The sequence below is a fragment of the Solimonas sp. K1W22B-7 genome (genome assembly GCF_003428335.1).
Lineage (GTDB): Bacteria > Pseudomonadota > Gammaproteobacteria > Nevskiales > Nevskiaceae > Solimonas_A.
Genome location: NZ_CP031704.1, coordinates 4,587,648 through 4,602,848, shown reverse-complemented (window position 1 = coordinate 4,602,848; position 15,201 = coordinate 4,587,648). Strand labels below are relative to the sequence as shown.

The following is a 15,201-nucleotide window of genomic DNA, read 5'->3' as shown; positions in this document are numbered from 1 at the left end:
ACCATCCTCCCCCCGGATATCCCCCATGCGCCGACTCACCGCCGCCGTCGCGGCCAGCCTGTTGCCCGGACTGATGGTTATCGCCATCGCCGGCCTGCCTGTCCCCGCCGGTGCCGCCGAGCCCTACGACGCCTACGCTGACGAGGCCTGCGATGGCTACTTCGATCCCCTGCTGCTGGAGCGCGGCTCGCGCTGCAGCGGCAGCCGCGAGCGCAGTTGCCCCACCGTGCGTCACTGGACGCCGCGGCGCGTCAGCCGGCAGCTGCCGGCCTGCGAGGGCGTGGCGCAGGCCGCGCACCCGCTCCATGCCGAGCGCATCCAGTCCAGCTACCTGGCGCTGCGGCCGGACCACGGTGCCCCGCGCGCCATCTATCTGATGCTGCACTGGCACCGCGCGACCGCGCACGAGGCGGTGAACTATCTGCACCTGCAGGACCTGGCGCGCAGCCGCGGCGCCCTGGTGATCGTCCCGGACGTGCCAGGCAACCAGTGGGCGCAGAGCGGCAGCCGCAACATCAACCAGCACGTCGCCTGGGTCGACGCCGTGCTCGCCGACGCGCAGCGACGCTATGGCACGGGCAACCTGCCGGTCTATCTGGTGGGGCTTTCCAACGGCGCCGCGATGGCGATGCACTACGCCTGCGCGCGCGCCGACCGCATCGACGCGGTGATGCCGGTGGCGCTGCCGATGTACCGCAGCGACCTCGCCGCCTGCAGCTTCTCGCAGTCGATCGGCTACGTGCAGGTGCATGGCGACAGCGACCGCTTCGTGCCGTATCGCGGCAATCTCTGGTTCGCCAGTGCCGAGCAGGTCTACGCACGCATGCGCCGCAACATGGATTGCGTGGATGCCGGCGCCAAGGCGGCGCGGCTGGAAAGCCCCCTCACGCCGGTGGACATCCGCTACGGCGACGGCTGCGTCGGCGGGCGCCGCGGCTACCTGCTGCGCGTGGAGAACGCCGGGCACACCTGGCCCGACATGGAGACGCTGAGCGGGCGTGATCGCAACCCCTACGGCCTGATCGCGCGCAACTTCGACGCGACGCTGCAGGGTTACGACCTGTTGCAGCTGGCGGCGGGACGTTAACGCTTGGCCGCTCCTGCGAGCCGTTCGCACGTGGGAGCGACGCAAGTCGCGATCTTTCTCCAGAAGATCGCGACTTGCGTCGCTCCCACATCCAGATAGCAGGATTCAACCGCTCCTGTAGCGCCGGTACTCCACCATCAGACAGCGGTCCTGCACCACGTCGATGCCCTCGCGGGCGAGCTGCTCCGCGACGGCGTCGTGGCGGATGCCGGTCTGCAGCCACACCGCCGCCGGGCGTTTGGCGAGGATTTCGTCGAGGTGGCCGGGGACATCGGCCGGCCGGCGGAACACGTCGACCAGGTCCAGCGGGCCGGGGATGTCGGCCAGGCGCCGGTACACCGGCTCGCCCAGGATGGTTTTGAGTTCCGGCTCATGCAGGTCCACCGGCACGATCTCCAGTCCCATTTCCTTGAGTGCCAGCGGCACGTAATGTGCCGGCCGGTCGGCGTAGCGCTCGCTGCGCATGCCCAGCACGGCGACACGGCGCAGGCGGGCCAGCAGGCCCCCGATCTGCGCGGGTGTGGTGAGCAGGTGATCTTGCCAGTTCATGCGGTGCTCTCCAGGGCCGCGGCGTCGATCAGCAGCGAGGCGGCTGCGCCGCTGCGAGGGTGTCGGGGTTCGCTGATGACGATATCGCCCCAGCCGCCGGCGCGCAGCGCCTCCCGCCAGGCTTCCATCGAACGGAAGTACCAGGGCATGGTGGCCGGGAAGCCGGAACCGAAGCCCTCGAAGCGTTCCTCGCGCCAGCCCTCGCCCGGCTCGGTGCCCGGGTGCAAGGTCTGGATCAGCAGGCGCCCATCCGCCTTGCGCAGTTCGTGCAGCCGCAGCAGCAGCGGCACCAGGCGGTCGTCGAGCAGGGCGAAGTTGCAGACCAGCAGGTCGAAGCGGCCCAGCGTCGCCACCGCGTCCTTGCCCAGGTCCTCGTAGTCCATCAACTCATAGCGCCCGCCGCCGGCGGCGCGTGCGGCATCGACCAGCGGTGCCGAGGCATCGACGCCCACGGCCTCCACGCCTTCCTGCGCCAGCGTGCGGCACAGCCAGCCTTCGCCGCAGCCGATGTCGAGCAGGCGCGCCGGCTGCCGCGCGCGGATCGCGGCGAGGATCGCGGCGTCGGTGACCAGGCGGCGGCTCTCGATGCGGCCCTCGCGCACCGCCTCGATCCAGCCGCCGGCATTGCGGGTCCAGCTGTCCTGCAGGCGTAGCTGATGGTCGTGGTCCTTCACGATCTTCTCCGTCGGCACCATGAAAAAGGCCCGCGTGATGGCGCGGGCCTGTCGGTTCGCAGCGGCCCGCTTCAGGCCTCTATGGCCTTGCGCAGCTTCTTCATCGCGGCGCTCTCGATCTGGCGCACGCGCTCGGCCGAGATGCCGTACTTGTCGGCCAGTTCCTGCAGGCCGGTCTTCTCGCCGTCGTTGAGCCAGCGGCGGTAGACGATGTCGCGGGCGCGCTCGTCCAGGCCGGTCATGGCGCCGCGCAGGCGGTCTTCCTGCTGTTCCTGCCACTCGGCCTCTTCCATCTCGGCGAACTCGTCGCGATGGTCGGCCAGCCAGTCTTCCGGCACGTAGCCTTCATCGCCATCGGCTGGCGTGATACTGAAGGACACGTCGGCACCGCCGAGGCGGGCCTCCATCTGCATCACTTCCTCGGGCTTCACCTTGAGGTCCGCGGCAATCGCCTCGACCTCGCCCTTGTTCATCCAGCCCAGGCGCCGCTTGGCCGAGCGCAGGTTGAAGAACAGCTTGCGCTGCGCCTTGGTGGTGGCGATCTTCACGATGCGCCAGTTCTTCAGGATGTACTCGTGGATCTCGGCCTTGATCCAGTGCACGGCAAAGGAAATCAGGCGCACGCCCACGTTCGGGTCGAAGCGCTTCACGGCCTTCATCAGGCCGACGTTGCCTTCCTGCACCAGGTCGCCCAGCGGCAGGCCGTAGCCCATGTAGCCGCGCGCGATGTGCACCACGAAACGCAGGTTGGACAGCACCAGCGTCTGGGCGGCGTCCAGGTCCTGGTCGTCGCGCAGCTTCTCGGCCAGGCGGCGCTCATCCTCGGCGCTCAGCACCGGCAGCTGGTTGACCGAGGAAATGTAGGCGTCGAGGCTGCCCGTCAGCGGCGACAGCATCGCCGGCCGGCGGAGGGCAACGGCAGTGGCGGCGGTGGTCTGGGTCATGCGTTCTACTCCCTGTACGAAGGCCATGTTAGCACTCGGCCGATTGGAGTGCTAAGCCCTCTGGAAGTTCCGCAAAGCGCCCCCAGTGGGGCGCAAGTCACTGATTTTCAAGGCTACTGCGGCTGGATGCCAGACAAGTGGCGCCACACGGTGATGAAGGCGCCGAGCCAGCCCAGCACGATGCCGGTCAGCAGCAGCAGCAGGCTGGCACCGAAGGACAGGCCTGAGAGTGTGAAAGTGCTGTCGTACAGGGCCGCCAGGGTATGGCTGGGGCCGGACAGGGCCAGGGTGCCGACCAGCACCAGCATCAGCGCCAGCACGCCGCCGCCCAGGCCGTACCAGAAGCCGGTGTAGAGGAAGGGGCGGCGGATGAAGCTGTCCGGGGCGCCGATCAGCTTCATCACGCTGATCTCCTCGCGCCGAGCCTCGATGTCCAGGCGGATGGTGTTGCCCACGGTCACCACCACCGCGATGCCGAGCAGCAGGCCGATGATGAACACCGCGCGGTCGATGATGCCGAGGATGGCGTAGAGCCGTTCCAGCCATTTCTGGTCGAGCTTGGCCAGGTCCACCTCGGGCAGGCGCGTCAGCTCGCCCAGCAGCACTTCCACCTGCAGCTTGTTGCGGCCGCGCTCCGGCGTCACCGCGATCACCGCCGGCAGCGGGTTGTCCTTGAGGATGTCCAGCGCCTCGCCGAAGCCGGACTGGGCGCGGAACTCCTCCAGCGACTGGTCGCGCGAGATGTAGCTGGTGGCGTGCACGCCGGGACGGTCGCGGACCTCGCGCGCCAGCGCGGCGCCGCGCTCGGCGCTGACCGAGTCCTTCAGGAACAGCGACAGCTGCAGCGAGTCCTGCCAGCTGTAGGAGATCTTGCTGAGGTTGCGCGTCAGCACGTGCATGCCGGCCGGCAGCGCCAGCGCTACGCCGATCACCAGTGCCGTCAGCAGGGTGCCCACCGGGTTCTTGCCGAGCTTGCCCAGGGAAAAGAAGAACACGCGGGCGTGTTCCTGGCTGAGCCGCTGCATCAGCGGCAGCGGCTGCACCTGCAGGCTCTCTTCAGCGGCCACGGGCGTCCTCCCCGGGGAAGGGCGGCAGGTCGGTCATCACCGGCGTGCGCGGGCGCCGCGCCGTGATCTTGCCGCCGTCGAGGTGGATGATCCGGTGCGGCATGTGCACGATCAGGTGCAGGGCGTGGGTGGCGATCAGCACGCTGACGCCCACCTGGTTGAAACGCTCGAACAGCTTGAGCACTTCCTTGGACATCTCCGGGTCGAGGTTGCCGGTGGGCTCGTCGGCCAGGATCAGCGCCGGCTTGGAGACGATGGCGCGGGCGATGCCGACGCGCTGCTGCTCGCCGCCCGACAGCGTCAGCGGCGAGGACTTCTCGCGGTTGAGCAGGCCCACCGCGTCCAGCGCGGCGCGCACGCGGCGCTGCACGTCGCTGTAGGCGAAGCCGCGGATCACCAGCGGCAGCGCCACGTTGTCGAACACCGTGCGGTCGTAGAGCAGGTTGAAGTTCTGGAACACCATGCCGATGCGCTGGCGGAACGGCGCGATGTCGCCGTGCCTGAGCGAGGCCAGGTTGACGTCGTCCACCATGACCTGGCCGCGGGTCGGCTTGCACAGCAGGCCGACCAGGCGCAGCAGCGTGGTCTTGCCGGCGCCGCTGGCGCCGGTGACGAAGGCCATTTCGCCGCGGCCCAGCGAGAAGGTGACGTCGGACAGCACGTCCTTGCCGCCCGGATAGCGGTAGCCCACCTGGTTGAAATGGATGATGTCGGTCATGCCGGCATGTCGTTGTGGTGAGGCGGCGTTTAGGCGTTTACTCGCCGATCAGGGCTTCCGCGTAAGCCTCGGCGTCGAAGGGCTCCAGGTCCTCGGCCGCCTCGCCGAGGCCGACGAAGCGGACCGGCAGGGCCATGCGCCGCGCGATCGCCAGCAGGATACCGCCCTTCGCGGTGCCGTCCAACTTGGTGATCGCGATGCCGGTCAGGCCGATCGCCTCGTGGAACTGGATCGCCTGGGTCAGGGCGTTGCCGCCGGTGGTGGCGTCCACCACCAGCAGCACTTCGTGCGGGGCGTAGGGGTCGTGCTTCTGCAGCACGCGCTTGATCTTGCGCAGCTCCTCCATCAGGTGGCTCTGCGTGTGCAGGCGCCCGGCGGTGTCGGCGATCACCACGTCGATCCCCCTGGCCTTGGCCGACTGCACGGCGTCGAAGATCACGCTGGCCGAGTCGGCGCCCTCGCCCTGCGACAGGATCGGCACGTCCACGCGCTTCGCCCAGGTCTCGAGCTGCTGCACCGCGGCGGCGCGGAAGGTGTCGCCCGCGGCCAGCATCACGCTCTTGCCCTCGTTCTTGAAGCGCAGCGCCAGCTTGCCGATGGTGGTGGTCTTGCCGACGCCGTTCACGCCGGCCACGAACAGGATGTAGGGCTTGATGAAGGGCGGGACCTGCAGCGGCTTGGCGATGGGCGCCAGCAGCTCCACCAGGGCCGCTTTCAGCGAGGCGCGCAGCTGTTTGGCGTTCTTGATGCGGCCGAGGTTGATGTCGACCTGCAGGCGTTCCAGCAGCCACTGCGTGGCCTCGACGCCGGCGTCGGCCATCAGCAGGCGCGTCTCCAGTTCTTCCAGCGCGTCCGGCGTCAGGGCGTCGGCCTTGAACAGGCTGCCGATGTCGCGCGTCAGCCAGGAGTCGCCCTTGTTGAGGCGTGCGCGGAAGCGGCCGATGGCGGATTCGTTGGACATGGGGACTCGGGCAATCAATCGGTTTTCAGGCGCCACACCGCGCCGGCGCCCAGCACCTGGGTGTCCGGCAGCGCGCCGACCAGTTGCGGCAGCGGCGCGGGGGTGCGCAGGTAGACAGGGTAACGCAGCAGGCGGAAGACGCTGCGCGCCTGCTGCAGGGCGATGTAGCCGATCCAGATCGGCTGGCCATCGGTGGTGCGGTAGCCGGTGGGCCACAGGCGGATCAGGTATTGCTGGCTGTCGGTGCCGGCCAGCGGGTAGCGCAGCACCAGCGCCTGGTGGCGGCCGGCGTTGACCTGCGGCAGCACCGGCAGTTCCTGCACCGGCGTCGACGGCGCCAGCCAGCGCAGCACGTTCTGCAGGTTCAGCGGCGCGGTCTCCTGCCAGCCCTGCGCCGCCAGCTGCGCCTCGATCTCATCGAGTTCGCCGGCCCACTGCAGGTTGAACGGCTGGCGCGCACGGCCGAACAGGTTCTGGCGCTGCGCGCGCAGCTTCTGGTAGCCGGAGCGTGCCCAGTCGTCGATCTGCACGATCTTCAGCGTGCGCTGCGGCAGCGGTTCATAGGCCAGGGCGCGGTCGTCCGACCACTGCAGTGCGGCGGCCAGGAAGAACACCGCCAGCAGCGGCAGCACGAAGTGTCGCCCGCTGACCTTCTCCGGCTGGTGGCGCCGGTAACCCAGGCCCAGCAGCGCGGTCCAGGCCACGCCGATCAGCATGGAGAACACCGCGATGCTCCACCACTGGGCCCCCAGGTACAGGCGCGCCAGCAGGATCAGCAGCACCAGCGCGACGCTGGCGCCGTAGATCAGCACGCGCAGCCCGGCGCGGCGCTCGGTGGCCAGCAGCACCGGGATGAAGGAATAGATCACCGTGGCCAGCACCAGGTCCACGGCGTGGTAGCCGGAGGGCGCGAAGCTGGCGAACTGCACATAGGGCGGCGGGATCGTCGGTACCAGGTACAGGCCGACCGACAGCAGCGCGGCAAAGCCCAGCGCACCCAGCCAGTGCGCGGTGGCGTGGGCCTTGCGCGACAGCAGCAGCGACAGGAACACGGTCACCGCCACCGGCAGGTAGACCGGCCATTCGCCCAGCTGCAGCAGCGCCTGCGCCAGCGCGATGCCCCAGGGCGTGTGCAGTTCGCGCAGCGCCTGGAACACGGCCGCGTCCAGCGACCGGGGATCCGGGCTGACGCCGGGGGCGGCCCAGAAGTACAGGAACAGGCCGCCGAGCAGCAGCAGGGCCAGTGCCATCAGCGCCAGCACCGGCGTTTCCGGCTGGTCGGGGTCGGCCAGCGCGGCGCCGAAGCGGCCCAGGCGGCGGTGGCGCCGGCTCCAGTCGAGCAGGGCACCGATCCAGTCCTCGGCGCGCTTCTGCAGCTGGCCGATGACCACGCCGGTCAGAGCGATCACCAGCCATACGAACAAGGCCAGCAGCAGGATCAGCAGCGCCAGCCGCCCGGCGACCTCGGCCGCCAGGCCCAGCGAGGCGCCGAACACCACGCCCGGCAGCACATAGGCCAGCGCCCAGGCCAGGGCGGCGGCGCCGTCGGTGAGCAGGAACAGCCAGGCCGGCATGCTGGCGGCGCCGGCCAGGGCCGGCGTGACCGAACGCACCGGCCCGAGGAAGCGCGCCAGCATCACGCCCTTGCCGCCGTGGCGCTCGAAGAAGCGGCGCGCATTGTTGAGGATGTCGGGGTAGCGCTGCATCAGCTTGCCCTCGAACAGGCGGTTGCCGTAGCGGCGCCCCAGCCAGAACGACAGCGCGTCGCCGGCCAGCGCGCCGGCAGCCGCGATCAGTACGACCGGCCACAGGTCCAGCGAACCCAGGGCCACCAGCGCGCCCATCGCGAACAGCACGATGCCGGCCGGGATGAAGGCGCCGAGGATGAAGATCGCGTCGACCATCGCCACCACGAACAGCAGCACCTGCGCCCAGCCAGGATGGGCGTTGATCCAGTCGTACAACAGCTGGACGTATTCGCTCATCGCTTATCGCGCGAGCGCGAAGGCCTCTTTGGCGGCGGCCAGGGTGGCGTCGAGTTCCGCGGCGCCGTGCATGGAGGAGACGAAGCCGGCCTCGTAGGCCGAGGGAGCGAGATAGACGCCGCGGTCGAGCATGGCGTGGAAGAAGCGCTTGAAGCGTTCCGCGTCGCTCTGCATCACGTCCTTGAACGTGCGCACCTCGGTGGCGGCGGTGAAGTAGAGACCGAACATGCTGCCGACCTGGGTGGTGAGGAAGGGGATGCCGACCGCGTCCGCCGCGGCCTTCAGGCCCGCCAGCAGCTTCGCGGTGCTGGCCTCGAGCCGCGCGTAGAGCGCCGCGTCGTCGAGCAGGCGCAGCGTCGCCAGGCCCGCAGCCATCGCCAGCGGATTGCCCGACAGGGTGCCGGCCTGGTAGACCGGGCCGACCGGCGCCAGTTGCAGCATCAGGTCGCGGCGGCCGCCGAAGGCGCCCACCGGCAGCCCGCCGCCGATGATCTTGCCCAGCGTCAGCAGGTCGGGGCGCACGCCGTAAAGGCCGGCGGCGCCGGTCGGGCCGACGCGGAAGCCGGTCATCACCTCGTCGAAGATCAGCAGCGTGCCGTCGCGGTCGCAGATCTCGCGCAGGCCCTGCAGGAAGCCCGGCAGCGGCGGCACGCAGTTCATGTTGCCGGCGACCGGCTCGACGATGATCGCGGCGATCTGGCCGGCATGCGCCTTGAACAGCGCCTCGACCGAGCCCAGGTCGTTGAATTGCGCGGTGAGCGTGTACTTGGCCAGGTCCGCCGGCACGCCCGGCGAGGTCGGTACGCCGAAGGTCAGCATGCCGGAGCCGGCCTTCACCAGCAGCGCGTCGCCGTGACCGTGGTAGCAGCCCTCGAACTTGAGGATGTAGTCGCGGCCGGTGGCACCGCGCGCCAGGCGCAGCGCCGACATCGTCGCCTCGGTGCCGCTGTTGCACATGCGCACCATTTCCAGCGACGGCAGGCGACGGCCGAGCAGCTCCGCCATCTCGATCTCGGCCTCGGTGGGCGCGCCGTAGGACACGCCGACCTCCAGCTGGCGGCGGATTTCGGCCAGCACCTGCGGGTGCTGGTGGCCGAGGATCATCGGGCCCCAGGAGCCGACGTAGTCGACATAACGCTTGCCGTCGGCGTCGGTGATCCAGGCGCCGTCGGCGGCGGCGATGAAGCGCGGCGTGCCGCCGACGGCGCGGAAGGCGCGGACCGGCGAGTTCACGCCGCCGGGAATGGTCTGCTGTGCGCGGGCGAAGAGTTCTTCTGAGCGGCTCATGGCGGCGGTCTTTGGGGCCTGCTGCAAAACGGTGCAGGCCCTGCGAAAACGGGGGAGCGAGAGTCTAGCCGAACAGGCGTGAATACTCCCGCGCCGCGGCCTCGATGTCGGGAGCGCCGAAAACCCCCTCGATCGCCGCCGCCATGTCGGCCCCGGCGGCCACCAGCGGTCCGGCATTGGACGGCAGCAGGCCGCCGATGACGCAGATCGGCAGGCGGATCTCGGCGCGCGCCGCCTGCAGCAGCGCCAGGTCGGCCTGCGGCGCGTCGGGCTTGGTTCCGGAGTCGAAGAAGCGGCCGAAGGCGACGTAGCTGGCGCCGGCAGCCTGTGCCGCCCGCGCCCGCTCCAGCGAATTGGCGCAACTCACGCCGATGATCGCGCGCGGCCCCAGGCGCCGGCGCGCCTCGGCCAGCGGTGCGTCGGCGGCGCCGAGGTGCACGCCGTCGGCATCCACCGCCTCGGCCAGCACCGGGTCGTCGTTGACGATCATCAGCGCCTGGAATTCGTGGCAGAGGCCGCGCAGCGCATGGGCATTGCGCTCGCGGACGGCGCCATGGTTCCACTTGTCGCGGTACTGGATCAGCCGGGCGCCGCCGGCCAGGGCCTCGGCGGCTGCGGCCACCAGCCGGTCCGGCGAGCGGCAGACCGACTCGGAGGTGATGGCGTACAGGCCGCGCAGCGTGGCGCCGGCCAGGGGAGGGAGGTGTTTCACGCGGGAATCGATCGTCCGGGGATCAGCCGGCCGGCACCGACCGGGTAGGCACGGCTCAGCGCGCCGTGGGTGTAGGCCTGGGCCTGCTCCAGGGCCTGGTCCAGCGGCCGGCCAGCCGCCAGCAGCGCGGCGATGGCGGAGGCCAGGGTGCAGCCGGCGCCGTGGAAGCGCTGCGCCAGCCGCGGCCATTCGAAGTGGCGCGGCGGCTGTCCGGCGCGGTACCAGGTGTTGACGACCTTGCCGCCCGGCTCGTCGCCGCGGGTCACCAGGACGTTGGCGACCCCCAGGGCCAGCAGCCCGGCCATGTCCTCGCCGCCGCAGAGCACCCGTGCCTCGGCGGCGTTGGGGGTCAGCACGGTCACCGCCGGCAGCAGCCGCTCGCGCAGCGCGGCCAGCAAGCCGCTGTTGACCAGCTGGGCGCCGCCCCCGGCGCGCAGCACCGGGTCCAGCACCACCGGAACCCGCAGGCGCCGGATGCAGTCGAGAATGGGGTCCACCTGGGCGGCGTCGCCGAGCAGGCCGATCTTGACCGCGTCGATGCGGCAGTCCTGCACCAGGGCTTCGAGCTGGGCGGCGATCAGGATCGGCGGCACTGCCGCCACCCGCCGCACGTCGGAGGTGTCCTGGACGGTATTGGCGGTGATCACGCCCAGGGCATGGCCGCCCAGGGCGGTGATGGCCCCGATGTCGGCCGCCAGGCCGGCGCCGCCGGTGGGATCGTGGCCGGACAGGCAGAGTACGCAGGGTATTGCGGAAGTCATGCGACAAAGTGTAGCGGCTCGCGTGGTGGTTTCGGCCTCGCCGCTGGCCCTTATGCACAGCAGCAGGGCAGGCGGCCCACGAGGCCCGGGATAGCGACATTTTTCTGCAAGAATGCTGTAAGAATCACGTAAGTGGTTGATTGCAAAATGGGATGCGGAGTGGATACAAACTGTTCCAGGGGCAAAAATGCCAGCACGCTTGGCCACTTAGGGCAATGGCCAGAATATTGCCCACAAACTTATCCACAGATTTTGTGGATGTTTCGATAAAACCTAGTCTCAGCAGCGACTTGCGGTCATGAATTCAAGTAACAAGTGGTTTGCCGTATGCAATTCATGCAATAAATTGGCACACGCCCTGGCGGGCTTGCTGCTGCTTGGCGGTGCCCTGGCTGCCGCCCGCGCTGCCGACCCCGCAGGGTCTTTCGAGTTGCTGACCCGCATCGGGGATGTCGAGTTGCCGGAGCTGTCCGGCCTGGCGGCCTCGCGTCGCTGGCCCGGCATCTACTGGGCCCACAACGACAGTGGTGGGGCACCGCGGCTGTTCGCCTTCAACCGCCGGGGCGAGGTCATCGCGCGGGTGGATGTCGAGGGCGCGGAGGCCATCGACTGGGAGGACATCGCCCTGTACGAGCGCGACGGCCGCAGCTGGCTGGCGATCGGCGACATCGGCGACAACCTCGCCTGGCGCTCCACGGTCACGGTCTACCTCGTGCCCGAGCCGGAACTGGATGCCAGCCGGGTGGCCGTGCAGCGGCGCATCGAGTTCCGCTACCCCGGGGGACCGCGCGACGCCGAGGGCCTGGCGGTGGACGGGGAGGGCGGCCGCATCCTGGTGGCCGAAAAGGGTTTTGCCCCCGCTGGCCTCTACAGCCTGCCGCTGGACGCGGGGGAGGGTGTGCAGACGGCCGAGCGCGTCGCCAGCCTGAACCTCGCGTTTGCGAAGGCCGCCGCCCCCGCCGAGCCGCTGTCCGCGGCGCGCAACCGGGTCTCGCTGACGGCGATGGACCTGGACCGCGACGGGCGGCATCTGGCGATGATCAGCTATGGCTGGCTGTTCTGCTTCGACCGCGCCGCCGGCGAATCCTGGGCCCAGGCAGTGGCACGGCCGCCACGCAGCTGGCGCCTGCCGCGTGCGGGCGGCCTGGAGGCCATGGCGATCGAGCCCGATGGTGTCAGCGTGGTGGTGGCACCCGAAGGCCTGCCGGCGCCGGTCTACCGCGCCCGGCGTATCCTTGCCCCATGAATCCGCACTGGACGCCGGACCTGTTCGTCCACATCGGTTACACGCTGATGCTGGTGGCGCTGCTGGCGCGCGACATCCTGTGGCTGCGCGGGGTGCTGGTCTGCGCCCAGTCCAACCTGGCGCTGTATGCCTGGACCCATGGTCTGCTCGGCATGACGGTCTGGAACAGCCTGTTCGTGGCGATCAACGCGATCTGGGTGCTGCGCATCCTGCAGGAGCGCCGCGCGGTGCGGCTGCCGCCGGAACTGGAGCCGATCCACCGGCAGCATTTCGCCGCGCTCGGCGCCAAGGAGTTCCTGCGTTTCTGGAGCCAGGGGCAGGCGCGCGAGGCGCAGGGCAGGCTGATCGATAACGGCACCCACCCGCCGGAACTGGTCTACCTGGTCGAGGGCCATGCACGGGTGCGGCGCCAGGGCCACGACGTGGCCGAGCTGCCGGAAGGCAGCTTCGCCGGCGAGATGAGCCTGCTGACCGGAGAGCCGACCAGCGCCGACGTCGATGCCCTGGGGCGGGTACGGCTGCGGGCATGGCCGATGGCACAGCTGCAGCAGATCCGCCAGCGCCAGCCGCAGCTGTGGACGCGGCTGCAGAGCGTGCTGGGGCACGACATGATCGAGAAGCTGCGACGGGCTGCCGCCGACCGATAGAGAGCCCCGGGCCCTCGCGGACGAGGACTTACGCGGCTAACGGGTGAGGCAACGCGCTTTGGCAATGCCTAAACGGCATTGCCTGCGTTGCCGAACGCCCGGCCATGGATGGCCGGGCTGGGGATAATTCAAGTAGCGGCCGTCGCGCCATGGACGGCGATCCCGAACAGGATTCAGGCAGCCAAGGGTACGGGAAGAGCCAGGTTCTTCCACAGCCGCAGCGTTGGCTCCGACTGGTTCAGCGTGTAGAAGTGCAGGCCGGGGGCGCCGTTGTCGAGCAGGGTGCGCGACAGCTGCGTGATCACGTCCAGGCCGAAGTCCAGCAGCGCCGGCTTGTCGTCCTGCAGCTGTTCCAGGCGCAGGCGGATCCAGCGCGGGATCTCGGCGCCGCAGACGGCGGAGAAGCGTGCCAGCTGCGCGAAATTGGTGATCGGCATGATGCCGGCGATCACCGGGATGTTCAGGCCGGCCTGCTCGCAGCGGTTGACGAAGTCGAAGTAGGCGTCGGCATTGAAGAAATACTGAGTGATCGCCGCGTGCGCGCCGGCCTCGGCCTTGCGCCGGAAGTTCTCGAAGTCCGCCGCCGGGGAAGCGCCCTGGGGGTGCATCTCCGGGTAGGCCGCCACCTCGATGCGGAAGTGCTCGCCGTGCTGCTCGCGGATGAAGCTGACCAGCTCGTTGGCGTAGTGGAACTCGCCCGGCGCGCCAGCGCTGTCATGTCCCGGCGGCAGGTCGCCACGCAGCGCCACGATACGGCGCACGCCGGCCTCGCGATAGCGCGCCAGCAGCGCCGCCACGTTGGCCCGCGTCGAGCCGACGCAGGTCAGGTGCGGAGCGGCTTCGATGCCGCTGTGCTCCACCACCTGCATGATCGCCTCGTAGGTGCCGTGCTGGTCGGAACCGCCGGCGCCGTGGGTGACCGAGAAGAACGCCGGGCGCACCGACGCGAGCTTCTGCACGAGGTTCGGCAGCTTCTGCCAGCCCTCGGGCGTGCGCGGCGGGAACAGCTCGAAGGAGAAATGGATTTCCTGTGCCATGGTGAGGATCCCTGTGGGAGCGGCTTTAGCCGCGATGAAAGGTCATCGCGGCTAAAGCCGCTCCCACGAAAGCGGCATCAATAACGGTAGTGCTCGGGCTTGTACGGGCCTTCCACCGGCACGCCGAGGTATTCGGCCTGGGCCGGCGTCAGCGTCGTCAGCTTCACGCCGATCTGCGCCAGGTGCAGGCGCGCCACTTCCTCGTCGAGCTTCTTGGGCAGGCGGTAGACCGTCTTCTGGTAGACGTCCTTGTGGGTCCACAGGTCCATCGCCGCCAGGGTCTGGTTGGAGAAGCTGTTGGACATCACGAAGGACGGGTGGCCGTGGGCGCAGCCCAGGTTGATCAGGCGGCCTTCGGCCAGCACGTAGATCGACTTGCCGCTGTCCGGGAAGGTGTAGCGGTCGGTCTGCGGCTTGATGGTGTCGCGCACCGCGCCGGAGGCGTTGAGGCGGTCCATCTGGATTTCGTTGTCGAAGTGGCCGATGTTGCACACCAGGGCGTTGTTCTTCATCGCCTTCATGTGCTCGAGGGTGATGATGTCCTTGTTGCCGGTGGTGGTGACGTAGATGTCGGCGAAGCCGAGCACGTCGTCGATGGTCTTGACCTCGAAGCCCTCCATCGCCGCCTGCAGGGCGTTGATCGGGTCGATCTCCGACACGACCACGCGCGCGCCGAGGCCGCGCAGCGAATGCGCGGAGCCCTTGCCGACGTCGCCGTAGCCGGCCACGAAGGCGACCTTGCCCGCGATCATCAGGTCGGTGGCGCGCTTGATGCCGTCGGCCAGCGACTCGCGGCAGCCGTAGAGGTTGTCGAACTTGCTCTTGGTGACCGAGTCGTTGACGTTGATGGCGGGCACCAGCAGCTTGCCCGCTTCCATCATCTGGTACAGGCGGTGCACGCCCGTGGTGGTCTCTTCCGAGACGCCGCGCCAGTCCTTGACCACGCGGGTCCAGAAGCCCGGGCGCTCCCTGGCGACGCGCTTGAGCAGGTTCTTGATCACCTGCACTTCATGGTTGTCCGACGGCGAGTCGACCCACTGGTCGCCCAGCTCCAGCTCGTAGCCCTTGTGGATCAGCAGCGTGACGTCGCCGCCGTCGTCCACCACCAGCTCGGGGCCGGTCAGCGTGCCGTCGGCCAGCGTGTGGGTGACGCAGTCCAGCGTCAGGTCCCAGTACTCCTCCAGCGTCTCGCCCTTCCAGGCGAACACCGGCGTGCCGGCGGCCGCAACGGCGGCAGCGGCATCGTCCTGGGTCGAGAAGATGTTGCAGGAGGCCCAGCGCACCGAGGCGCCCAGTGCCTTGAGCGTCTCCAGCAGCACGGCCGTTTCCTTGGTCATGTGCAGCGAGCCGGTCAGGCGCACGCCCTTGAGCGGCTGCAGCGGCGCGTACTGGGCGCGGATGCTCATCAGGCCCGGCATCTCCTCCTCGGCCATGCGCACGCGCTTGCGGCCGAATTCGGCAAGGGAAATGTCCCTGATCTTGTAGTCGGGGGTGGCGGGCTTGAGCTGGGCGTTCATCGGGTACTC

General features: G+C 69.4%; 15 protein-coding genes. 3 read left to right on the top strand and 12 right to left on the bottom strand.

Annotated features, from left to right (window positions below; all coding sequences use genetic code 11):
- The first annotated feature begins 25 nt into the window (after positions 1–25).
- Positions 26–1,087 carry an alpha/beta hydrolase family esterase gene (locus D0B54_RS20785; RefSeq protein ID WP_117293755.1) on the top strand — a complete coding sequence of 354 codons (1,062 nt, stop codon included), beginning with the start codon at positions 26–28 and terminating at the stop codon, positions 1,085–1,087.
- Between the two features lie 105 nt (positions 1,088–1,192).
- Here D0B54_RS20785 and D0B54_RS20780 read toward each other — a convergent pair whose 3' ends face one another.
- The 10 genes from D0B54_RS20780 to thiD all read right to left on the bottom strand — a co-directional run bounded on the left by D0B54_RS20780 (position 1,193) and on the right by thiD (position 10,745).
- Positions 1,193–1,636 (bottom strand): CoA-binding protein, encoded by a 444-nt coding sequence (locus D0B54_RS20780; protein WP_117293754.1) that lies wholly within the window; start codon positions 1,634–1,636, stop codon positions 1,193–1,195.
- Entirely contained in the window at positions 1,633–2,310 is a 678-nt protein-coding gene (locus tag D0B54_RS20775) for a class I SAM-dependent methyltransferase (RefSeq protein WP_205527198.1), read from the bottom strand. The genes D0B54_RS20780 and D0B54_RS20775 overlap by 4 nt, the downstream gene beginning before the upstream one ends.
- A 71-nt stretch (positions 2,311–2,381) precedes the next feature.
- Positions 2,382–3,254 (bottom strand): RNA polymerase sigma factor RpoH, encoded by an 873-nt coding sequence (gene rpoH, locus D0B54_RS20770; protein WP_117293750.1) that lies wholly within the window; start codon positions 3,252–3,254, stop codon positions 2,382–2,384.
- Between the two features lie 113 nt (positions 3,255–3,367).
- A complete protein-coding gene (gene ftsX, locus D0B54_RS20765; RefSeq protein WP_240433478.1) occupies positions 3,368–4,321 on the bottom strand; it encodes a permease-like cell division protein FtsX in 954 nt (317 codons plus the stop codon).
- Complete coding sequence (gene ftsE / locus D0B54_RS20760) at positions 4,311–5,039, bottom strand: cell division ATP-binding protein FtsE (protein WP_117293748.1); 729 nt, start codon at positions 5,037–5,039, stop codon at positions 4,311–4,313. Before ftsE ends, ftsX begins: the two co-directional genes overlap by 11 nt.
- Positions 5,040–5,076: 37 nt before the next feature.
- A complete protein-coding gene (ftsY, locus tag D0B54_RS20755) occupies positions 5,077–6,000 on the bottom strand; it encodes a signal recognition particle-docking protein FtsY (protein WP_117293746.1) in 924 nt (307 codons plus the stop codon).
- A 14-nt stretch (positions 6,001–6,014) separates the two neighbouring features.
- Positions 6,015–7,985 carry a VTT domain-containing protein gene (locus D0B54_RS20750; protein WP_117293744.1) on the bottom strand — a complete coding sequence of 657 codons (1,971 nt, stop codon included), beginning with the start codon at positions 7,983–7,985 and terminating at the stop codon, positions 6,015–6,017.
- Positions 7,986–7,988: 3 nt separating this feature from the next.
- Positions 7,989–9,272, bottom strand: a complete 1,284-nt coding sequence (hemL, locus tag D0B54_RS20745; RefSeq protein WP_117293742.1) for a glutamate-1-semialdehyde 2,1-aminomutase — start codon at positions 9,270–9,272, stop codon at positions 7,989–7,991.
- A 64-nt stretch (positions 9,273–9,336) separates the two neighbouring features.
- A complete protein-coding gene (thiE, locus tag D0B54_RS20740; RefSeq protein WP_240433477.1) occupies positions 9,337–9,984 on the bottom strand; it encodes a thiamine phosphate synthase in 648 nt (215 codons plus the stop codon).
- A complete protein-coding gene (gene thiD, locus D0B54_RS20735; RefSeq protein WP_117293740.1) occupies positions 9,981–10,745 on the bottom strand; it encodes a bifunctional hydroxymethylpyrimidine kinase/phosphomethylpyrimidine kinase in 765 nt (254 codons plus the stop codon). Before thiD ends, thiE begins: the two co-directional genes overlap by 4 nt.
- Positions 10,746–11,091: 346 nt before the next feature.
- On the opposite strand from thiD, the gene D0B54_RS20730 reads away from it, so the two are divergent.
- Positions 11,092–11,991, top strand: a complete 900-nt coding sequence (locus tag D0B54_RS20730; protein ID WP_162932598.1) for an esterase-like activity of phytase family protein — start codon at positions 11,092–11,094, stop codon at positions 11,989–11,991.
- A complete protein-coding gene (locus D0B54_RS20725) occupies positions 11,988–12,638 on the top strand; it encodes a Crp/Fnr family transcriptional regulator (protein ID WP_117293736.1) in 651 nt (216 codons plus the stop codon). Before D0B54_RS20730 ends, D0B54_RS20725 begins: the two co-directional genes overlap by 4 nt.
- Before the next feature lie 173 nt (positions 12,639–12,811).
- Here the strand turns inward: D0B54_RS20725 and metF are convergent, their stop codons facing one another.
- Together metF and ahcY are read right to left on the bottom strand one after the other, a co-directional pair.
- Positions 12,812–13,675: a methylenetetrahydrofolate reductase [NAD(P)H] gene (metF, locus tag D0B54_RS20720; protein ID WP_117293734.1), complete on the bottom strand. Its 864-nt coding sequence runs from the start codon at positions 13,673–13,675 to the stop codon at positions 12,812–12,814.
- A 77-nt stretch (positions 13,676–13,752) separates the two neighbouring features.
- The gene (ahcY, locus tag D0B54_RS20715) at positions 13,753–15,192 is read right to left on the bottom strand and encodes an adenosylhomocysteinase (protein ID WP_117293733.1); all 1,440 of its coding nucleotides are present in this window, start codon (positions 15,190–15,192) and stop codon (positions 13,753–13,755) included.
- Positions 15,193–15,201 lie beyond the last annotated feature (9 nt).

What these genes read in the sequence shown, in the direction of transcription:
- ftsE (WP_117293748.1), bottom strand. Translation starts at nt 5,039, where the DNA reads ATGACCGACATCATCCATTTCAACCAGGTGGGCTACCGCTATCCGGGC.
- hemL (WP_117293742.1), bottom strand. Translation starts at nt 9,272, where the DNA reads ATGAGCCGCTCAGAAGAACTCTTCGCCCGCGCACAGCAGACCATTCCC.
- metF (WP_117293734.1), bottom strand. Translation starts at nt 13,675, where the DNA reads ATGGCACAGGAAATCCATTTCTCCTTCGAGCTGTTCCCGCCGCGCACG.
- D0B54_RS20785 (WP_117293755.1), top strand. Translation starts at nt 26, where the DNA reads ATGCGCCGACTCACCGCCGCCGTCGCGGCCAGCCTGTTGCCCGGACTG.
- ftsY (WP_117293746.1), bottom strand. Translation starts at nt 6,000, where the DNA reads ATGTCCAACGAATCCGCCATCGGCCGCTTCCGCGCACGCCTCAACAAG.
- thiD (WP_117293740.1), bottom strand. Translation starts at nt 10,745, where the DNA reads ATGACTTCCGCAATACCCTGCGTACTCTGCCTGTCCGGCCACGATCCC.
- rpoH (WP_117293750.1), bottom strand. Translation starts at nt 3,254, where the DNA reads ATGACCCAGACCACCGCCGCCACTGCCGTTGCCCTCCGCCGGCCGGCG.
- D0B54_RS20780 (WP_117293754.1), bottom strand. Translation starts at nt 1,636, where the DNA reads ATGAACTGGCAAGATCACCTGCTCACCACACCCGCGCAGATCGGGGGC.
- D0B54_RS20750 (WP_117293744.1), bottom strand. Translation starts at nt 7,985, where the DNA reads ATGAGCGAATACGTCCAGCTGTTGTACGACTGGATCAACGCCCATCCT.
- ahcY (WP_117293733.1), bottom strand. Translation starts at nt 15,192, where the DNA reads ATGAACGCCCAGCTCAAGCCCGCCACCCCCGACTACAAGATCAGGGAC.
- D0B54_RS20725 (WP_117293736.1), top strand. Translation starts at nt 11,988, where the DNA reads ATGAATCCGCACTGGACGCCGGACCTGTTCGTCCACATCGGTTACACG.